Origin of the sequence: Arthrospira sp. PCC 8006, assembly GCF_046480465.1 — a bacterium.
Classification (GTDB): domain Bacteria; phylum Cyanobacteriota; class Cyanobacteriia; order Cyanobacteriales; family Microcoleaceae; genus Limnospira; species Limnospira platensis.
Genome location: NZ_PKGG01000127.1, coordinates 1 through 14981 on the forward strand (window position 1 = coordinate 1; position 14981 = coordinate 14981).

Below are 14981 nucleotides of genomic sequence, written 5' to 3' on the forward strand. Positions count from 1 at the left end.
TCCCTACCCTCCAATGAGTTTGAACAACTCAAACAATGGTTCTTTGACCTAGATTATCAAGGTTGGGATGAACAGATAGAAGGGGATATTGCCGAGGGTCACTTAGAAGCATTCGCAGAAGAGGCGATCGCAGAGTTTGAAGCTGGACATTGCCGAGAAATTTGATGCACTATACCACTGGACGATTTTGGCAATGTTACAACGCTTTGCCGGAAACTGTGCAAAAAACTGCCGATGAATGCTACAAATTGCTCAAGCTCGATCCGTCTCATCCGTCCCTACATTTCAAAAAATTGGGCAAAAAGTATTGGTCTGTTAGAGTCGGATTAAATTACCCTGCTTTGGGTGTTGAAGTAGAGAAAGGCATTTCTTGGTTTTGGATTGGAACCCATGCAGAGTACGACCGATTGATTAGCAAATAGCCCAGAAACTACTCACTTCTCAGATTGATCCGCCCATGGCGGTAGTTGTAGGCGATCGCCTCCCTGAGTGCCGATTACCGCAATTCCTAGAAAGCGACCCGGATCTGATTGCCAATATCCTGAGCGTGGTTGCACAATATTGATGAATCAGGGAAAAATTATCTCTATCCTAACGCCTATTTTATACCCATTGAACTATCGACTTCGCTGCCACAGGCGATGCTGACAAATTCCTAGATGAGTCGGAGTGAAGAAACCGGGTTTCTATCGGGGTTTGTGTATGCTAACCAAGATGCTAATAGAAACCCGCTGTCTGGAAACTTGGCTATAATTGCTTTTGTTTGTGCCACCAAAATGCGATCGAACCGAACCCTAAGCTACAATATTGATGATGCTTAGGTGTTGGGTTGTAGGGTATTTTTGCCGAGGGAAATCACGAATTGAATTATTCGAGATATATGGGTGGGTTTAGCGATCGCCCAAATATTAATGCTGACACAAACCGCCGCCAAAAATAAGAGAATAAATGTGGGAGCCATCACCACACCGATCGCAAACCAAGTCCAAACATGAGCCACCAGAACACCAGCATATAAACTCGCCAATGCCGCCATCAATAATATTTGCTGCTGAGAACGTCCCACCGCTGTAAAGATCATGGTTTGCAGAGTAGCGATTAAATTCATCGGTACCAAGAAGGCGCAAATCATCCCACAGTTAGTCCGGGAAAATTCGGCGATATTACTGAAATCTAAAATCATGGTCATTTATAATGGTAGAACTTCCGAAAATATAGCTGATTTTTACTCCACAATCCTGAATCTTTGCCAAAATTTAATCATCTTTTTTCCGCAGGGCTGTTGTCCAAAAATTAGTGAACATCATCAGCATCGCACCTAAAAAAATTGTGGCAGCTAATCCCGCAGCGATCGCGGTTTCCCAATCAATGTTTTCCATAGAATGAATATCATGCTATCCGTGCCACCCATACCTTAGCACAAATACCCACCGCCAGAGAACGGGTAATCACCGACCCCATAGATTCTGTAACATATCTTAATATAGTAAACAGCAACACCTGAAGGACAGACATGGCTACAGAAAATCAAAAAGCACCTTGGGACATCAGTCGGTTCGTGAAAACCCTCAACTATTTTGGCGTAATTCCGTTTCTAGGTAGTTGTCGGTGGCTACAGAAGCTATTTGGGGGGGAAGCCAAGCCACCCAGTCCCCCCTCTGAAGTGGTCCTAGTCGTTGGCGCGACGGGGGGAGTAGGTAAGCGGGTGGTTAAACGCCTCCAGCAACAGGGTATCAAAGTAAGGGCCTTGGTTCGAGACCGGAAACGGGGACTAGAAATTCTGGGAAATAAGGTTGATATCATTGAGGCTGATTTAACCATCCCCGAAACCCTGACACCCCAAGTAATGCAGGACGTGACGGCAATTATTTGTTGTTCAGGAACCCGAGTCCAACCCGTAGAAGGGGATACCCCCACCCGCGAAAAATACTATCAAGGGATTAAATTTTATATGCCGGAGGTAGTTGATATTCCTGAATTGGTGGAATATAAAGGCATTCAAAATCTGATTAATGCTACCCCTAATACATTGCGGAATTTGGGTCAAAAAATTCTGTTTGACTTTACCAAGCCAGACGCTGAACTAAAAGCGACTTGGGGGGCTTTAGATGATGTGGTGATGGGGGGAGTTAGTGAAAGTTCCCTGCTACTAATTGGTGATGCTGCTTTATTTACGGGCAATGTTTCGACGGCTAATTCTGGGGGGTTTGTCTCTATCAGAACTCGGAATTTTGAACCCCCTTTAGATTTATCAGAATTTGCGGGAATTGAACTGCGTGTTAAAGGAGATGGCAAGCGTTATAAGTTTATTGCCCGCAGTGATGAAAAGTGGGATAGTATTGGTTATTGCTATTCCTTTGATACGGTTTATAATATTCCCATGACTATCAGGATTCCTTTTAAAGAATTGATTCCTGTGTTTCGCGCCAAAACCCTTAAAGATAATCCTGGTTTTAATCCTCAATCGGTCTATGCTTTTCAATTGATGCTGAGTAAGTTTGAATATGATGGGGAGTTAAACCCTAAGTTTGAAGCGGGTATTTTTAAACTGGAAATTGAATCGATTAAAGCCTACGGAAACGCCGCTAAACCTCGGTTGGTGATGGTGAGTTCTGCCGGTGTGACTCGTCCGGGAAAACCTGGATTAAATTTAGACGAGGAACCTCCGGCAGTGCGGATGAATGACCAATTGGGAGGTATTTTAACCTGGAAATTGCGGGGGGAAGATGTAGTGCGATCGAGTAATATTCCCTATGCGATTATTCGCCCCTGTGCTATGACGGAAGAACCTGGCGGCGAGGCTTTGATGTTAGATCAGGGAGATACTATTAAGGGGAAAGTCAGTCGAGAGGATATTGCGGAACTCTGTATTAAGGCATTAAATGAACCATCTGCTACTAATGTGACTGTGGAGGTGAAGGCTTTGGCTAATGGCGATCGCCCTCAACATTCTGAACCAGAGTCGGGGTTATTTGCGACTCTCCAACCTGATTGAAGATTACCTTCCTTAAATAGTGAAAGCGGGCGATAATGCCCGCTGATTTATTATTTATGGAAACTCGGAAAATTAACCTGATATTAAATAGTTATTACCGGTTTATAGTCTTCCCTAAAATCAGGTATATTACACCAAAAACCGGGTTTTTTTTAATTAACACAATTCCCGTTGAGATTAGCGAACATCCACAGAAACTAATGTATCTAGGGGTAATTCCCCACCAATAGCCAGTATCCGATAAACTCCATTTTCGGGAAGGCGGGTAGAAATGTTTTGGGTTCCTGTCTCTAAAATCTTGCCATGAGGACTGGCGATCGCTAATTCGACTCCAAACCCTGTCACTTTCATCATTTGACCCTGGCGACAACGAATAGTTAGGGGTTGAATGCTGTGAGCCGATAATGTGAACCCCACAGACCCATTATATTCCCCTGAACGAATTACAATAGGGCGATCTGGTAAAGAACGATACTGAGATAGTTTGTGGTTTATAGGGTCTGGTTGGGGTTCTGTTTGGGGTTCTGGTGATGGTCGTTCAATTTGAACCTCAATAGCACAATTGGTAGAGTCAATGCGTGGATAAATCATAACCCGATATATTCCAGTTTCCGGCATATTTCCCTGCCAACGACCGGAAGACACAAAGGCTAATTCGCGACCGGAAGGGCTATAAAGTTCAGCTTGCAGAGTTCCAGCCCAAACAATTAAGTTGACTTTTTCTCCTTTGTTAGCTGAGAAAATATATAAGGTGGGTTGTCCGATATTTTTGCGAATTTGACCGGATTCGGGTAAAGATAAAATTGGATATTGCATGGTAATTCACCTAATTAAATTTGGTTAAATTCGGAGATACTCTCGAGATGGTTGACCTGTTTAGATAGACGATCTAATAATTCTGCTAAAAATTGTTTTTCAGATGGGGGTATAACTTGAGGGTTATCTTTACAGGTGCGATCGCTTAGTTTATGATTGGTTAACATAGATATAATCCCTGGTGCTAAAGTGATTAGTCAGATACTGATGTCTGCGCTTGTCTATGTTTTTACTGTAGGATTGAAACTCTCAAATGTGGCGACAGCAGGTGATACTATCACGACTTACACATGGCTACCAGTTCCCCTGTGTATCCATAACCCTCGTTTACCTAGAGGTCTGGGGGGAAATTGACCCCAGGTTATGGACAGTTGCGTAAATGTCATGCGATCGCAGTAGTCAGACCTAATCAACCATGATATAAATGATATTAGCATCGAGTAAGGAGTGGATAACTTTGCCACCAGATGAGATGAACTCTTACTCTCAAATTCCTACACAGTCAGATTTACAGGAATCTGAACACCTAAACAGCAAAGATTGTTTTTGTTCTGTAAGTGACGATCGTGCGGTCCAAAATCGCATTAAGCAGTGTTTAGGCATTGCTAAACGTAACAGCTTACCCGTATCCTTGGCACTAATGGGGATGGAAGGGTTAGATTTGTGTCTGCAACAACAGGGATATCATAAAACTGATCAGGTGTTAATGGAATTGATCCAAGAAATTCAGGATCACCTGCGCGAATGCGACTGGGTAGCCTACTGGGGTAATAATCAGTTTGTGATGGTCATTTTCTCCGACCCACAAGGTGCAAAAATTGCTCTCAAACGTATTTGGCAAGCCTTTAAAAGCCGCGACATTCACTTAGATGATGCAGTAATTACCTGTTCTGCTAGAATAGGTTTTACTCAAGTGCATCCTAATGAACACATGAATGCCTGTTTAGAACGGATGGAAGATGCCTTAAAGAAGGCAAAAACAAAAAATAAAGCCTTGGCTTTTTTGTCTTAAATATTTGCCAACTTAGAGACTATTACTACTGACTAAAATGTGATGATTAATGGCATTTACCACAAGCTACCACCACCGCCTTGATGAGACCGATAAATCTGATAATAATACCGATAACTATAAACATGAATCGCTACTCTTTCCTGTAGGATTTGTTGTAGCAAGTTAAGCCGTTTGGTATCAAAATCTGGGGATGGAGAAATCTGCTGTTGTTGTTGGAGAATAGCAAGCTGTTGGTTAAGTTGATTAAGGCGATCGCTTCCTGTAGCTTTAATTAATCTTCCAAAGGGAACATAACCTAAACTTTGATAGATAGGTTTCATGGGAGAATCATCATCATAAAGTAGCATATCCCCCGGAGTTTCAATGCGGATAATATTAGGAATCAAATCGGGATATTGACTAATAAAACTAGCTTGTGCTACAGGTCCGGATCCAAAAACTATAACTTTTAAATTTTCAGGATTAATCCCCGCATCAACTAACATCCCCGCATACAGAATAGCCGACCCACCTAAACTGTGTCCGGTGACGACAATTTCCACATGAGTTTTCGGGTCATTTTGAAGCTCTCGAATCGAGTTAATCATATCTTGGGAAATTTGATGATTAAACACAGAACCGGAATAATCACGGAACCCTTTATGAATTAACGCACCAGCATCATGATAAAGATGTTCCGGTAAAGCGGAGAGAGCAACAGCGATATCGTTGGGGTCTTCTAAGCTAGGATAAAGACCTTTAAAGCCAATTACAAATGATACTTTTTCTATACCACCAGCTATAATTTCTCCCCGGCTTAAAAAAACAGCATAGCCACCTAGAACCTGGTCTTTTTCGAGTATAAAAAAATCCGATAAGTTTAATCTGGTATTGACTACTTTTATAGCATCAGATTCAGTTTGATATAGTGTGGCAATATTGGCGATCGCCTGCTGTATTTTGGTGGGATTTCCAGTTTTCTCAGCATCAAATAACTCGTAGATTAACTGGGTGGTGAGGTGAGAGGCTTTCCCAATCATTGCACATTCTCTATTTCCCGACCTACATAGGGACTCAAATTCTGGAGAAGTTATCAGGGGTAAATTGGCTGAAGATGGTTGATTAATTCCGGGGGCTATAACTAAAGTTGCCACCATTGTTGAATACAGAAATAGCTGTTTTTTGATCATGATAATTTACCCCACAAAAACTGGGTAGTTAATGACTTCTAAGACTACCAAATCATCCCGCCGCCACCTGTGTTTTGTAACTCATAATTCAAATCAGGTAGCTCCATTCCTTTAATCCCTCGACGTTGCAAAGCCGTGGGGGAAATGGTGGGGATATGTTCCTGCAAAAATTGTAACTGAGTGGCATCTAAACTATCAGCCAAAAACTGATTAATCGCCTGTTGATTTAATATACCATTGGCAAATAACATAGATATCTGTTCTCCCGTAGGTGCATTAATAAAAATTTCCTGTGATCCTGAATTAGGAGCGCTATGATAGCCAATGGTTTGGTCAATGATTCTAAAGACTTCGGTAGTACAATTTCTATTCAGGGTATTATACATTTGAGTTAACCCAGCTTGCTGGCTTTTGGTTATAGCGTTTAAAAGTAACTGATTTTTTTGGGCTGGGGTTAAATTTAATTGAATTTGTTGAACTTGATGACCGTCTTCAATAATCATCCGTTGAACTCTCGACTCCAAGGAAACCAAACGATAGGCGATCGCAAAATTATCAAAGAAACCCGCCACCAAATCGAAGTTACCCCCCACCACGGCGACAGCTTCCACTGAAAAAATCAGGTCTTGTAGCTTCACGGGGGACTGATGAGAACCGGGAATTTGGGGAATTAACAGAACCTCGGAACCGGGAGAAAAACGAAATCTTAGTTGAGCATGGGAGGCGGGAAGGGGATATTCCAGTTGATAGATAACTTCTGCTACGGAGTTGGGGAGAATTTAAGCGACCCAAAACTGATTTTGGTGACTGACATTAGCTACAGCGATCGCCTGGGGTTCGATACCATATTGATCCGCTTCAGCAGCAGATAAACGTCGCAGCGATCGCTGATGACAGGAGTTGATACATTTACCCTGGTGAATTCCCTGCGGCATTTTAGCTTGAGGATCAAAGCGATCGTTCACATCACACCGACAATTAGCATCAGGAAGAGTCGGTCTAGCGTCCACAACCCTACTAGAAAACCCAGGGGTCAACAGGATAATTGCAGAAGTGAGAGTAAGCAACTTCATCCTGAAAATCTGCCTATTTTTCAAATATGCAGCCCTCCTAACGAATCGGACATCATTAGACCTATCATAGCAAAAATCCATCATGGCAACTATGACCATAAAAATCACCCCATCAGGTGAATTCATTGTCACTGTAACTAGATATCCTGTAAATAGAAACCCTCCGATCAACTTAAATTTATGCTTAACAAATCTTCACAGTCGGCTGATCAAGTAGCAATTTTATTTTTGATAGGCTATCTAGTTTTGTCTCTGGGTATAACTTTGGGCTTTCATATTACTGTGAATTATACTCAATCTGTCACTAATTCCATGACTGAATCTGATTCTAGTTTAATCCCATAAATTATAACCATTGACAATAACTCAATAATATGCTAATGCAATGAGAAATTGCCCCTAAATGAGCAATCTCAAACCCATGGGTATTTTGGGTAGGAAAACTTAAACAAGCCGCCCTAGAAATATGCCCAAACTTCATAGCAATAGAAGCATCACTACCAAACCCCCGAATAATTGCCGATTGAATCGATACATTTACTCGCTGAGATGCTTTCCTCAATTCGGCATTTAAGCCCTCATCATAAATGCCATAACCATCTTGAGATAATAACACTGGTTTCTCACCAGATTCTATAGGATATTCTGGCGCTAGGGGACAAATTTCTAAAGCAATTAAAGCATCAAGACGGGTGCGATTCGTAAAATATAATGCACCGATCGCCCCTACTTCTTCCTTAGCCGATGCCACCAAATAGACGGTTACCGGAGGATTTTTAATCTGTTTAGCCAACTCCAATAAAATCGCGACAGAGGCTTTATTATCGAGGGTATAACTAGCGATATAGTCCCCCATACGAAAAGGTTTTTTCCGATGTTTTCCGACTACTACACGAGTCCCCGGACGCACCCCGGCTGCTTCTAAATCCTGTGGCGATCGCAGAGTTTCTACCCAAACATCCTCCCAAGTTAATACCTTATCAGTCTGCAAAGACTTTTGGGGGGACTCATGGGAAATATGGCGGGAACCAAAACTAAGAATTCCTGAAATAGTCTGATGATCTCCTCGTAGGTCTACCACTCCCTCACCATAAACCCAAGGAAAAGATCCCCCTAATTTCCGAATCCTGACCCGTCCGTTAGGCTCAATATTATTAACAATAGCGCCTATTTCGTCTTTATGTCCGGTAATAGCGATCGCCACATCAGGATTTTGACCAGGTATTTCAGCGATCACGTTTTCCGCCTGGTCTTTCCATACCTTCACCCCCAAATCCGAAAAGCGATCGAGGAGAAAGCTATCTATTTCCGACTCATCGCCACTAGGAGAGTGACACATCACTAACTGTTCAATAGTGGCAAATAGTTGGTCAAATTCCAATTAATCCCCCCTATATCTTAATTGTTGATTATTTACTGTCTTTCTTGGGTTTAAAAGCCGGCCCCCAAATTCCCCACAAAATTAACACAATTAAAACTATAAATGCCCGTTCCGAATTAACATCGATCATTGATTGCATATCCATTATAGGAGGCGGTTCTATAATCGGTGGATTCAGATCGGGATTTCTATAAAAATCCTGGTAGTTAATCACAGGTCGCAGAGTATAAGGATACTCATTAGCCGGTCGATGGCGGCGAGGTTGATGGTATTGTACCGGGTGAGGATCATGGTGTGGGTGGGGGTCATGGCGTCTAGTTGGCTGATGATGTCTAGGTTGTGGATGAGGTCTATGGTCTGCAAATGTATTGCACTCATCAATATAATGATGATGAGCAGAAGCCGACCCCACCCACATAATACTCCCGACCATCGCCAAACCAGTTATGGTCAACAATTGCCACTTTTGCATGAAATTTCTCCTCACCACCGTTGGACAATTTGACTATTTATCAATAGCAAATGGCAGTCAGTATATCACACATAGCAACCCTGGAAGCAGCTAAATCACCCGATCCTAATAACTCAAAATTCCACGGCTTCCTCAACCTTCTGATTTGGGAAAGTCGGTAATTGAATAGCAGACCAAGACTGCAACTTCCGGCGATGTTGGGGATAGACTAAAGGTGCTGGCCAATTCTCCCCTTTTTGTCGAGACCCCACCCCGGCTAGTTTAGGATTAGCCACTGATTCCTCTACTGGCTCCGGTGCGGCATATTCCAAACGGATACGCTGCAGTTCATCCTCTAGCAGTCGAGGTTTCGGCCACTCATCCAGGACAGGTTCACCCGCCGGAACAATGGAATCAATAGATATCTCAAAGGGCGGTGGGGGTGCGATCGCCTCCGAATCAGAAACAGCCGACTTGGGCGATTCTCCCTGAGATCCTAAACCCTCCTTAGTGGATAGTAAAGGTGGCATAACTGGGGTGGGGTTATAATCACCTTCTGCGGGTGCTGTTAATTCGTCTAACCCCTCTTCTGACTGCTCTACTGACTGCTCTACTGATGAATCTTGCAATTGAGCAGACCAAGGCTGAACAGGCGAAGCCTTAGATAAATTCATCTGGCCATGAATCACAAAGGATGGCGATAATAACTCATTATCCGCGCCATCCATCTCTAGGGAGGGGGAGTCAACCATTAATTCAGGATTTGGACTCATACCAGATTCGCGGACTTCTAAGGAACGCTCCAAAGCCGCCTTAAACTGAAGAGTGTAGCGTTGTTGGCGTTGTAAACGCGATCGCAACTCACGGCAGGTATTTTGAGCCTGGACTAACTCATGGGACTGTTCATTGTAAGTTTGACGAGTCATGGCACATTCTCTTTCCATCTTAGCCATGCGAGTTTGACTCGTATCCCACTGTTGGGTCAGGTTTTCGACCAAAACCTGCTGTTGTCGAATCACCCGGTTAGCAACATCTAGCTTTTGGAACAGACGATTCACCTGTGCGCGGGTAAAATCAAGTTCCTGCAATTGTTGATGATAATTAGTTTTCTGTTCTCTTAACTGTTGATGACAATCTTCGAGTTGTTCGGACAGTTCAGCAATGCGATCGATTAAATCCCGGTTACAAGCGTGAAGTGCTTTAATCAGAGGAGTTTCGCGACTACCCTCAACCTCATTCATCGGCCCAGTAGCCACCTGGGGCGGTAATCCTTCCGTCCTAACAGAGGCATTTTCTGGAGATTGTTTAACCAGCGGAATTTGATCAATGGCGATCGCATCAGGAAAATTCACCGTTTCCCAATCATCATCCCCTGTGTGGGAAATGTGGGTCAGCGGCTGCGCCACACCAGCTTCATACTCTGGGATGGCTGCTTCATCGGGGGACTGATTCAGGGGGAGATCGGCTTCAGACATGGACATATCCCAGACAGTTCAATAATCTCAGCATTAGTCTATCTTGACAATTGACAGACTTGGAGCTTGAAACATAGCCAAATATATTCTGAATATGGTTTCCTATTTTATACACTACTGTTGATTTATGCTTTCCGATTTAACTGCAAATCCCAACATTTGGCTTCATATCTCACTGGTGGGTCTATGGTTAGCCTTAGTCCTGATTATTGCTGAAGGACTCAACCGCCTATTTTCCGTAGACCCCGAAATATCCCGAAAGGTCGTGCATATTGGCACCGGAAACGTGATTTTATTAGCTTGGTGGCTGCACATCCCCGCCTCCATCGGTATAGCAGCCGGGGGATTATCGGCGGCGATCGCCTTAATTTCCCTAAAAGTCCCCATTCTCCCCAGTGTTAATAGTGTCGGCCGCCAAAGTTTAGGGACATTTTTCTACGCCATCAGCATTGGTATTCTGATCGCCTGTTTTTGGCCGCGCCAAGAACCCCACTACGCCGCCCTAGGAATTTTAGTCATGACCTGGGGAGATGGTCTCGCCGCCACCATCGGCCAGAAATTTGGTTCCCATAAATATCAGGTCTGGGGAAGTCAAAAAAGTTGGGAAGGTTCCCTCACCATGACTTTAACCAGTTTTGTAGTATCTGCCTTAATTTTACTCCCAGTCTATGGTAACACCTGGCAAATTTGGAGTATCTCCCTAGCCGTAGCCATAGCTGCCACCCTCTTAGAAATGGTATCTAAATTGGGTATTGATAATTTAACCGTTCCCCTCGGTAGTGCGGCGATCGCCTTCTTTCTCCATCAACTTTCTTAATCCTACCCAACACCAAAAGCCTCCAACCAAACCATAGCCAGCCCCAGAGCTAGTATAGACACCGCCGGACATGGCATTGCATCTCGCATCCGTTAGCCCAGGTGAAAATACTAGCACTAACTGCTATAGGTTCTGATTGGAGGACAATCCCATGCTCGAACTTTAAACCAACCCGCTAAGACCTTCTGTATCACGCCCACTCTACCCCTTACCGTTTACTTCAGGACTGGGGAAGGCTTTTTACAGGGAGTTCCTTCAAAGGGGCTAGGACCTACTTCTGGATAAGCATCGTCACTGGGGCTAAAAATCCTAATGACTGCTTCGGTCAGGTAAGCCATCATATTCGATAGTTTAGACATCATATTCATGATAAAACCTCACTTTTTTGTTGCCCTATATGTTTACTATATTACATGGAATTTCAGGATTTGCACACTATTTGCAATATTTATTTGCAATCAACGGATAATTAACCATAATCCCCAAATCATGTTACCATGTATAAGTTGTGCAGTTTTTCTTTGGGTTGATGGGTACTGGCTCAAACCAAGCGATCGCCTTCTCTAAGCAACTCCCTAAAATCCGTACAATTACTCAAACAATATCCCCTCAAAGTTGAGTGAATAACAATCACAGTTTTTTTAAGTTTTGATAATTTTTGTAAAAAACAGTTAATCAAAGGGGAGACCAGCCAAAAATAGGCGGGCGATTTAGCCCGCCCGAAGGCTTTAGAGTTTGACTTGGCTACCGTGTGCGCGAGGATCGGTGTTAGCATCCCCAGAGGGAGTAACAGGGGCTTTAAAAGTGGAAACCTGACCCATAGTTTCGACAGTTGGCATCAAGTTACCAGCGATCAAAGCATCTAAACGAGACCCTAGGTTAGGTCGGGGAATTTCTCCGATCGCCTCCCCCATAACCTCAGCTTGATCATTGAGAAAGACAAAATGGGGAATCCCATCAACTCGATACTTGAGAATTTCTGGCAGCCATTTAGTATTATCAACATTAAGCATCACAAAATTAATGCGATCGCCATAACTGTCGCGCAGATCTGCCATATCTTCAGCCATAGCCTGACAGGTTGTACACCAATTAGCATAAAACTCCATCAAAGTGGGTTTACCATTACTCAAAGCCACCTCAAGAGGGGTTGATTCCGTCGCCAGTTCCGTTAAAGATATAGATGTAGCATTAGTTCGGAAACCCCAAAACACCAAGACACTGAGAACAATTGCCACTATAGCAATCAGAAAGTTTCTCAAACGAGTGGTGAATGAAGAAGTAGTTAAACTAGAATCAGATGGATTTGTACTCATTTAATGCAGCTAGTCACAGAGATAATCGTCTGGGGTACAGTGTAGCGAATTCGAAGAGTGCGGGGAAAATAGAAAGCGATCGCCCCACCAAACCAGCCACCATTGGCGATCGCATGGTATGATGGAACTGCTGTATACTGGCGGGCAGCATGAAAAAACGAGTCACTTTGACTTTTCCCAAACGTTCAGTGCAGATGCCAATTACCTACCGACTGGCCAAAGATTTTAATGTAGCTGCTAATATTATTAGAGCGCAAGTGGCCCCTAATCAGGTAGGAAAACTGGTAGTAGAGTTATCCGGAGATATAGACCAACTCGAGGCGGCGATCGATTGGATGCAATCTCAAAACGTCACAGTTTCCCTGGCCAGTCGAGAAATTATCATTGATGAACAAAGCTGCGTAGACTGTGGACTATGTACAGGTGTATGTCCCACAGAAGCACTCACTCTCAATCCCGAAACCTTTTATCTAACATTTACGCGATCGCGTTGTATTGTCTGTGAACAGTGTATTCCCACCTGTCCCCTACAAGCAATTTCCACCAATTTATAATAGATATCCTACCCATGACATCCCATCAGATAGCCCCTATGCTTTGGGTTTCAATTTTCTTATTGATGCTCACCTATATGGTGTTTGGGTGGGGTTTATTTAACCTAAAAATAGAGTGGCACTTGTGGGTAAGTATTAAATTAATCATCATCTTAATCGCCCTATTTTTCACAGTTCCATTAGAGAATTTAAGCCGTCCTCTCAATCGCTGGTTTCAGTCTAATCTTGGCGCTTTTTTATCTGTAGTGTTTGGTGCTTTCTTATTGGTAGTCCTAGCCACCCATATGGAAGTTTTTACCACCATTCTGATGGCTTTATCCGCCACTATCCTCACCCGTATGGAACTACAAACCCACAGCACCAAAAACTGGCAGGCATTTTTAGTCCTGTGTCTCGTGTCAATGCTGGGGCTAGTAGTCGGTTGGCAACTTCATCACCTAGCCAGTATAATTTAGCCGTAGTTAGCCAGTAGTTCCGGTTGTAATACTTGGTTTAATTTACCACTACGATATCCCTCTAGGTCTAAGGTAACATACAGAAAACCCAATGCCTGAAAAGTTTGCACCAAAACTGGCAAATCATTTTTAATGATAAAGTCCTTAATTTGTGCTGGTGGCAGTTCAATCCTAGCTGTGTCTCCCTCAGAGCGTACCCGCAGATTTTGCCAACCCAGGCGGCGCAAATAAACCTCAGCACGTCCGACCCTCTGCAATTTAGCGATAGTGATTTCTTCTCCATAGGGAAAACGGGAACTTAAACAAGGCTGAGAAGGCTTATCCCAGCAACTTAACCCCAGGTATTTAGAGATTTCCCGCACCTCAGCTTTAGTAACTCCCACCTCCGCTAAAGGCGATCGCACCCCCCTTTCCTTAGCTGCTTTCACCCCCGGACGATAGTCCCGCAAATCATCAGCATTCACACCATCAACGATATATAAATAACCCCGTTGTCTAGCCAAAGGTTTAAGCTGGTCATGCAGTTCACTTTTGCAGAAATAACAACGGTTAACCGGGTTATCGGTGTAATTCGGATTAGCCATTTCCTGAGTGTAGATTTCCTCATGAGATATGCCAATCATCGCCGCCTGAATGCGAGCATCTTCCAAATCTTCCGGTAACAGGGAAGGGGAAACAGCCGTGACAGCCAAAGCGCGATCGCCCAAAATATCATAGGCAATTTTCGCCACCAAGGTACTATCTATCCCTCCCGAATAGGCAATTAAAGCCTGCTCCATTCCAGTAAATAGGGATTGAAGTTGTTGTAATTTCTCGCTCACCATAGTTTTTTGTATTATTTACCCCTAATTACAGGTTATCATCTTCAACGGTCTAGGCATACCTGGTCTTTACTAGCTGCCATACTAAGAGCGATCGCACAGACAAAAATTGAGCCGGGAGGTTTCGCATCTGGAAAACGCCGGCTCATATTCTTAATTCGCAATTGCTAAGATCAAACTCTCATTATCGGTTATATCAGTGAATATCCTAGCCCACCCACTCTAAAACCGCTTCCTCGCGGGTATTAGTGTGACGTTCAGGAGTTTCACGATTAAACTTCATGTGAATCGAACGGGTTTGCTCACCATCAGCAGCAACCGCCATAATCGGATAGTCAAATTGACCATCAGGGAAATACATTTGGAATCGGAAAGTACCATCAGGATTGAGTTTAATCGGTCGTCCGCCAATACTAACCTTAGCATCAGGCTCAGTAGCACCATAAATGATTAACTCAGCATCAGCCACCAACCAGAATTTACGGGGACGAATGGGAGGCATTGATGCAGCCATCCCAATACCAGACATCCCAATACCGGACATCGAGTAGCCTAGGGCGGCACCGGACATGGTAAAACCAATACCAGACATCCGTTCCGCCATACCGACACCGGACATTCCCACACCGGACATGGAGTAACC

Annotated in this window: 24 protein-coding genes and 1 pseudogene; 9 read left to right on the forward strand and 16 right to left on the reverse strand. The window is 43.6% G+C overall.

Going from position 1 to position 14981, the window contains the following annotated elements:
- The first annotated feature begins 164 nt into the window (after positions 1 to 164).
- Complete coding sequence (locus B9T16_RS17290; RefSeq protein ID WP_410245346.1) at positions 165 to 422, forward strand: hypothetical protein; 258 nt, start codon at positions 165 to 167, stop codon at positions 420 to 422.
- A gap of 12 nt (positions 423 to 434) precedes the next feature.
- Here B9T16_RS17290 and B9T16_RS17295 read toward each other — a convergent pair whose 3' ends face one another.
- Positions 435 to 557: a hypothetical protein gene (locus tag B9T16_RS17295; protein ID WP_317270808.1), complete on the reverse strand. Its 123-nt coding sequence runs from the start codon at positions 555 to 557 to the stop codon at positions 435 to 437.
- 102 nt (positions 558 to 659) lie between these two features.
- On the opposite strand from B9T16_RS17295, the gene B9T16_RS17300 reads away from it, so the two are divergent.
- Positions 660 to 821 (forward strand): hypothetical protein, encoded by a 162-nt coding sequence (locus B9T16_RS17300; protein ID WP_317270807.1) that lies wholly within the window; start codon positions 660 to 662, stop codon positions 819 to 821.
- Here the strand turns inward: B9T16_RS17300 and B9T16_RS17305 are convergent.
- The 3 genes from B9T16_RS17305 to B9T16_RS17315 all read right to left on the reverse strand — a co-directional run bounded on the left by B9T16_RS17305 (position 818) and on the right by B9T16_RS17315 (position 1515).
- The gene (locus B9T16_RS17305; RefSeq protein WP_410245347.1) at positions 818 to 1189 is read right to left on the reverse strand and encodes a hypothetical protein; all 372 of its coding nucleotides are present in this window, start codon (positions 1187 to 1189) and stop codon (positions 818 to 820) included. The two genes, B9T16_RS17300 and B9T16_RS17305, sit on opposite strands and share 4 nt — an antisense overlap.
- 67 nt (positions 1190 to 1256) lie before the next feature.
- Positions 1257 to 1379 carry a hypothetical protein gene (locus B9T16_RS17310; protein ID WP_014276543.1) on the reverse strand — a complete coding sequence of 41 codons (123 nt, stop codon included), beginning with the start codon at positions 1377 to 1379 and terminating at the stop codon, positions 1257 to 1259.
- Between the two features lie 10 nt (positions 1380 to 1389).
- Positions 1390 to 1515: a hypothetical protein gene (locus B9T16_RS17315; protein ID WP_286131458.1), complete on the reverse strand. Its 126-nt coding sequence runs from the start codon at positions 1513 to 1515 to the stop codon at positions 1390 to 1392.
- Here B9T16_RS17315 and B9T16_RS17320 point away from each other — a divergent pair.
- Complete coding sequence (locus B9T16_RS17320; RefSeq protein ID WP_410245348.1) at positions 1514 to 2995, forward strand: CIA30 family protein; 1482 nt, start codon at positions 1514 to 1516, stop codon at positions 2993 to 2995. The two genes, B9T16_RS17315 and B9T16_RS17320, sit on opposite strands and share 2 nt — an antisense overlap.
- 177 nt (positions 2996 to 3172) lie before the next feature.
- On the opposite strand, the gene B9T16_RS17325 is transcribed toward B9T16_RS17320, so the two are convergent.
- Both B9T16_RS17325 and B9T16_RS17330 read right to left on the reverse strand, forming a co-directional pair.
- Positions 3173 to 3811, reverse strand: a complete 639-nt coding sequence (locus tag B9T16_RS17325) for a hypothetical protein (protein ID WP_006618044.1) — start codon at positions 3809 to 3811, stop codon at positions 3173 to 3175.
- Positions 3812 to 3825: 14 nt separating this feature from the next.
- Entirely contained in the window at positions 3826 to 3978 is a 153-nt protein-coding gene (locus tag B9T16_RS17330; RefSeq protein ID WP_014276542.1) for a hypothetical protein, read from the reverse strand.
- Between the two features lie 257 nt (positions 3979 to 4235).
- Between B9T16_RS17330 and B9T16_RS17335 the strand changes: the two genes are divergently transcribed.
- A complete protein-coding gene (locus tag B9T16_RS17335) occupies positions 4236 to 4823 on the forward strand; it encodes a GGDEF domain-containing protein (RefSeq protein WP_014276541.1) in 588 nt (195 codons plus the stop codon).
- A 56-nt stretch (positions 4824 to 4879) separates the two neighbouring features.
- On the opposite strand, the gene B9T16_RS17340 is transcribed toward B9T16_RS17335, so the two are convergent.
- The 3 genes from B9T16_RS17340 to B9T16_RS17350 are packed head-to-tail and all read right to left on the reverse strand — an operon-like array spanning position 4880 to position 7068.
- A complete protein-coding gene (locus B9T16_RS17340; protein ID WP_410245349.1) occupies positions 4880 to 5995 on the reverse strand; it encodes a lipase family protein in 1116 nt (371 codons plus the stop codon).
- Between the two features lie 44 nt (positions 5996 to 6039).
- Positions 6040 to 6774, reverse strand: coding sequence for a DUF4105 domain-containing protein (locus B9T16_RS17345; RefSeq protein WP_410245356.1), 735 nt, complete (start codon positions 6772 to 6774; stop codon positions 6040 to 6042).
- Positions 6775 to 7068, reverse strand: a complete 294-nt coding sequence (locus B9T16_RS17350) for a hypothetical protein (protein WP_410245350.1) — start codon at positions 7066 to 7068, stop codon at positions 6775 to 6777.
- A gap of 180 nt (positions 7069 to 7248) precedes the next feature.
- Here B9T16_RS17350 and B9T16_RS17355 point away from each other — a divergent pair, with 180 nt between their 5' ends.
- Positions 7249 to 7413: a hypothetical protein gene (locus B9T16_RS17355; RefSeq protein ID WP_410245351.1), complete on the forward strand. Its 165-nt coding sequence runs from the start codon at positions 7249 to 7251 to the stop codon at positions 7411 to 7413.
- Between the two features lies 1 nt (position 7414).
- On the opposite strand, the gene B9T16_RS17360 is transcribed toward B9T16_RS17355, so the two are convergent.
- The 3 genes from B9T16_RS17360 to B9T16_RS17370 all read right to left on the reverse strand — a co-directional run bounded on the left by B9T16_RS17360 (position 7415) and on the right by B9T16_RS17370 (position 10375).
- Positions 7415 to 8449, reverse strand: coding sequence for a M42 family metallopeptidase (locus B9T16_RS17360; RefSeq protein WP_410245352.1), 1035 nt, complete (start codon positions 8447 to 8449; stop codon positions 7415 to 7417).
- Between the two features lie 28 nt (positions 8450 to 8477).
- Complete coding sequence (locus B9T16_RS17365) at positions 8478 to 8921, reverse strand: hypothetical protein (protein WP_006618049.1); 444 nt, start codon at positions 8919 to 8921, stop codon at positions 8478 to 8480.
- Between the two features lie 113 nt (positions 8922 to 9034).
- The gene (locus B9T16_RS17370; protein ID WP_410245353.1) at positions 9035 to 10375 is read right to left on the reverse strand and encodes a hypothetical protein; all 1341 of its coding nucleotides are present in this window, start codon (positions 10373 to 10375) and stop codon (positions 9035 to 9037) included.
- A 127-nt stretch (positions 10376 to 10502) separates the two neighbouring features.
- Between B9T16_RS17370 and B9T16_RS17375 the strand changes: the two genes are divergently transcribed.
- On the forward strand, positions 10503 to 11192 hold the full coding sequence (locus tag B9T16_RS17375) for a diacylglycerol/polyprenol kinase family protein (RefSeq protein WP_006618051.1): 690 nt from the start codon (positions 10503 to 10505) through the stop codon (positions 11190 to 11192).
- A 215-nt stretch (positions 11193 to 11407) separates the two neighbouring features.
- Here the strand turns inward: B9T16_RS17375 and B9T16_RS17380 are convergent, their stop codons facing one another.
- The gene (locus B9T16_RS17380; RefSeq protein WP_006618052.1) at positions 11408 to 11560 is read right to left on the reverse strand and encodes a hypothetical protein; all 153 of its coding nucleotides are present in this window, start codon (positions 11558 to 11560) and stop codon (positions 11408 to 11410) included.
- Between the two features lie 360 nt (positions 11561 to 11920).
- Positions 11921 to 12508 carry a thioredoxin family protein gene (locus B9T16_RS17385; protein WP_014276537.1) on the reverse strand — a complete coding sequence of 196 codons (588 nt, stop codon included), beginning with the start codon at positions 12506 to 12508 and terminating at the stop codon, positions 11921 to 11923.
- Here B9T16_RS17385 and B9T16_RS17390 point away from each other — a divergent pair.
- The 3 genes from B9T16_RS17390 to B9T16_RS17400 are packed head-to-tail and all read left to right on the forward strand — an operon-like array spanning position 12493 to position 13517.
- Positions 12493 to 12630, forward strand: a complete 138-nt coding sequence (locus B9T16_RS17390) for a hypothetical protein (protein ID WP_410245354.1) — start codon at positions 12493 to 12495, stop codon at positions 12628 to 12630. The genes B9T16_RS17385 and B9T16_RS17390 overlap by 16 nt on opposite strands.
- A 27-nt stretch (positions 12631 to 12657) precedes the next feature.
- On the forward strand, positions 12658 to 13062 hold the full coding sequence (locus B9T16_RS17395; protein ID WP_006618054.1) for an NIL domain-containing protein: 405 nt from the start codon (positions 12658 to 12660) through the stop codon (positions 13060 to 13062).
- 38 nt (positions 13063 to 13100) lie between these two features.
- The gene (locus B9T16_RS17400) at positions 13101 to 13517 is read left to right on the forward strand and encodes a hypothetical protein (protein ID WP_410245355.1); all 417 of its coding nucleotides are present in this window, start codon (positions 13101 to 13103) and stop codon (positions 13515 to 13517) included.
- Here the strand turns inward: B9T16_RS17400 and larE are convergent.
- Entirely contained in the window at positions 13514 to 14341 is an 828-nt protein-coding gene (gene larE / locus B9T16_RS17405; protein ID WP_006618056.1) for an ATP-dependent sacrificial sulfur transferase LarE, read from the reverse strand. The genes B9T16_RS17400 and larE overlap by 4 nt on opposite strands.
- 205 nt (positions 14342 to 14546) lie before the next feature.
- A pseudogene (locus tag B9T16_RS17410) lies at positions 14547 to 14981 on the reverse strand (hypothetical protein); the annotation flags it as partial.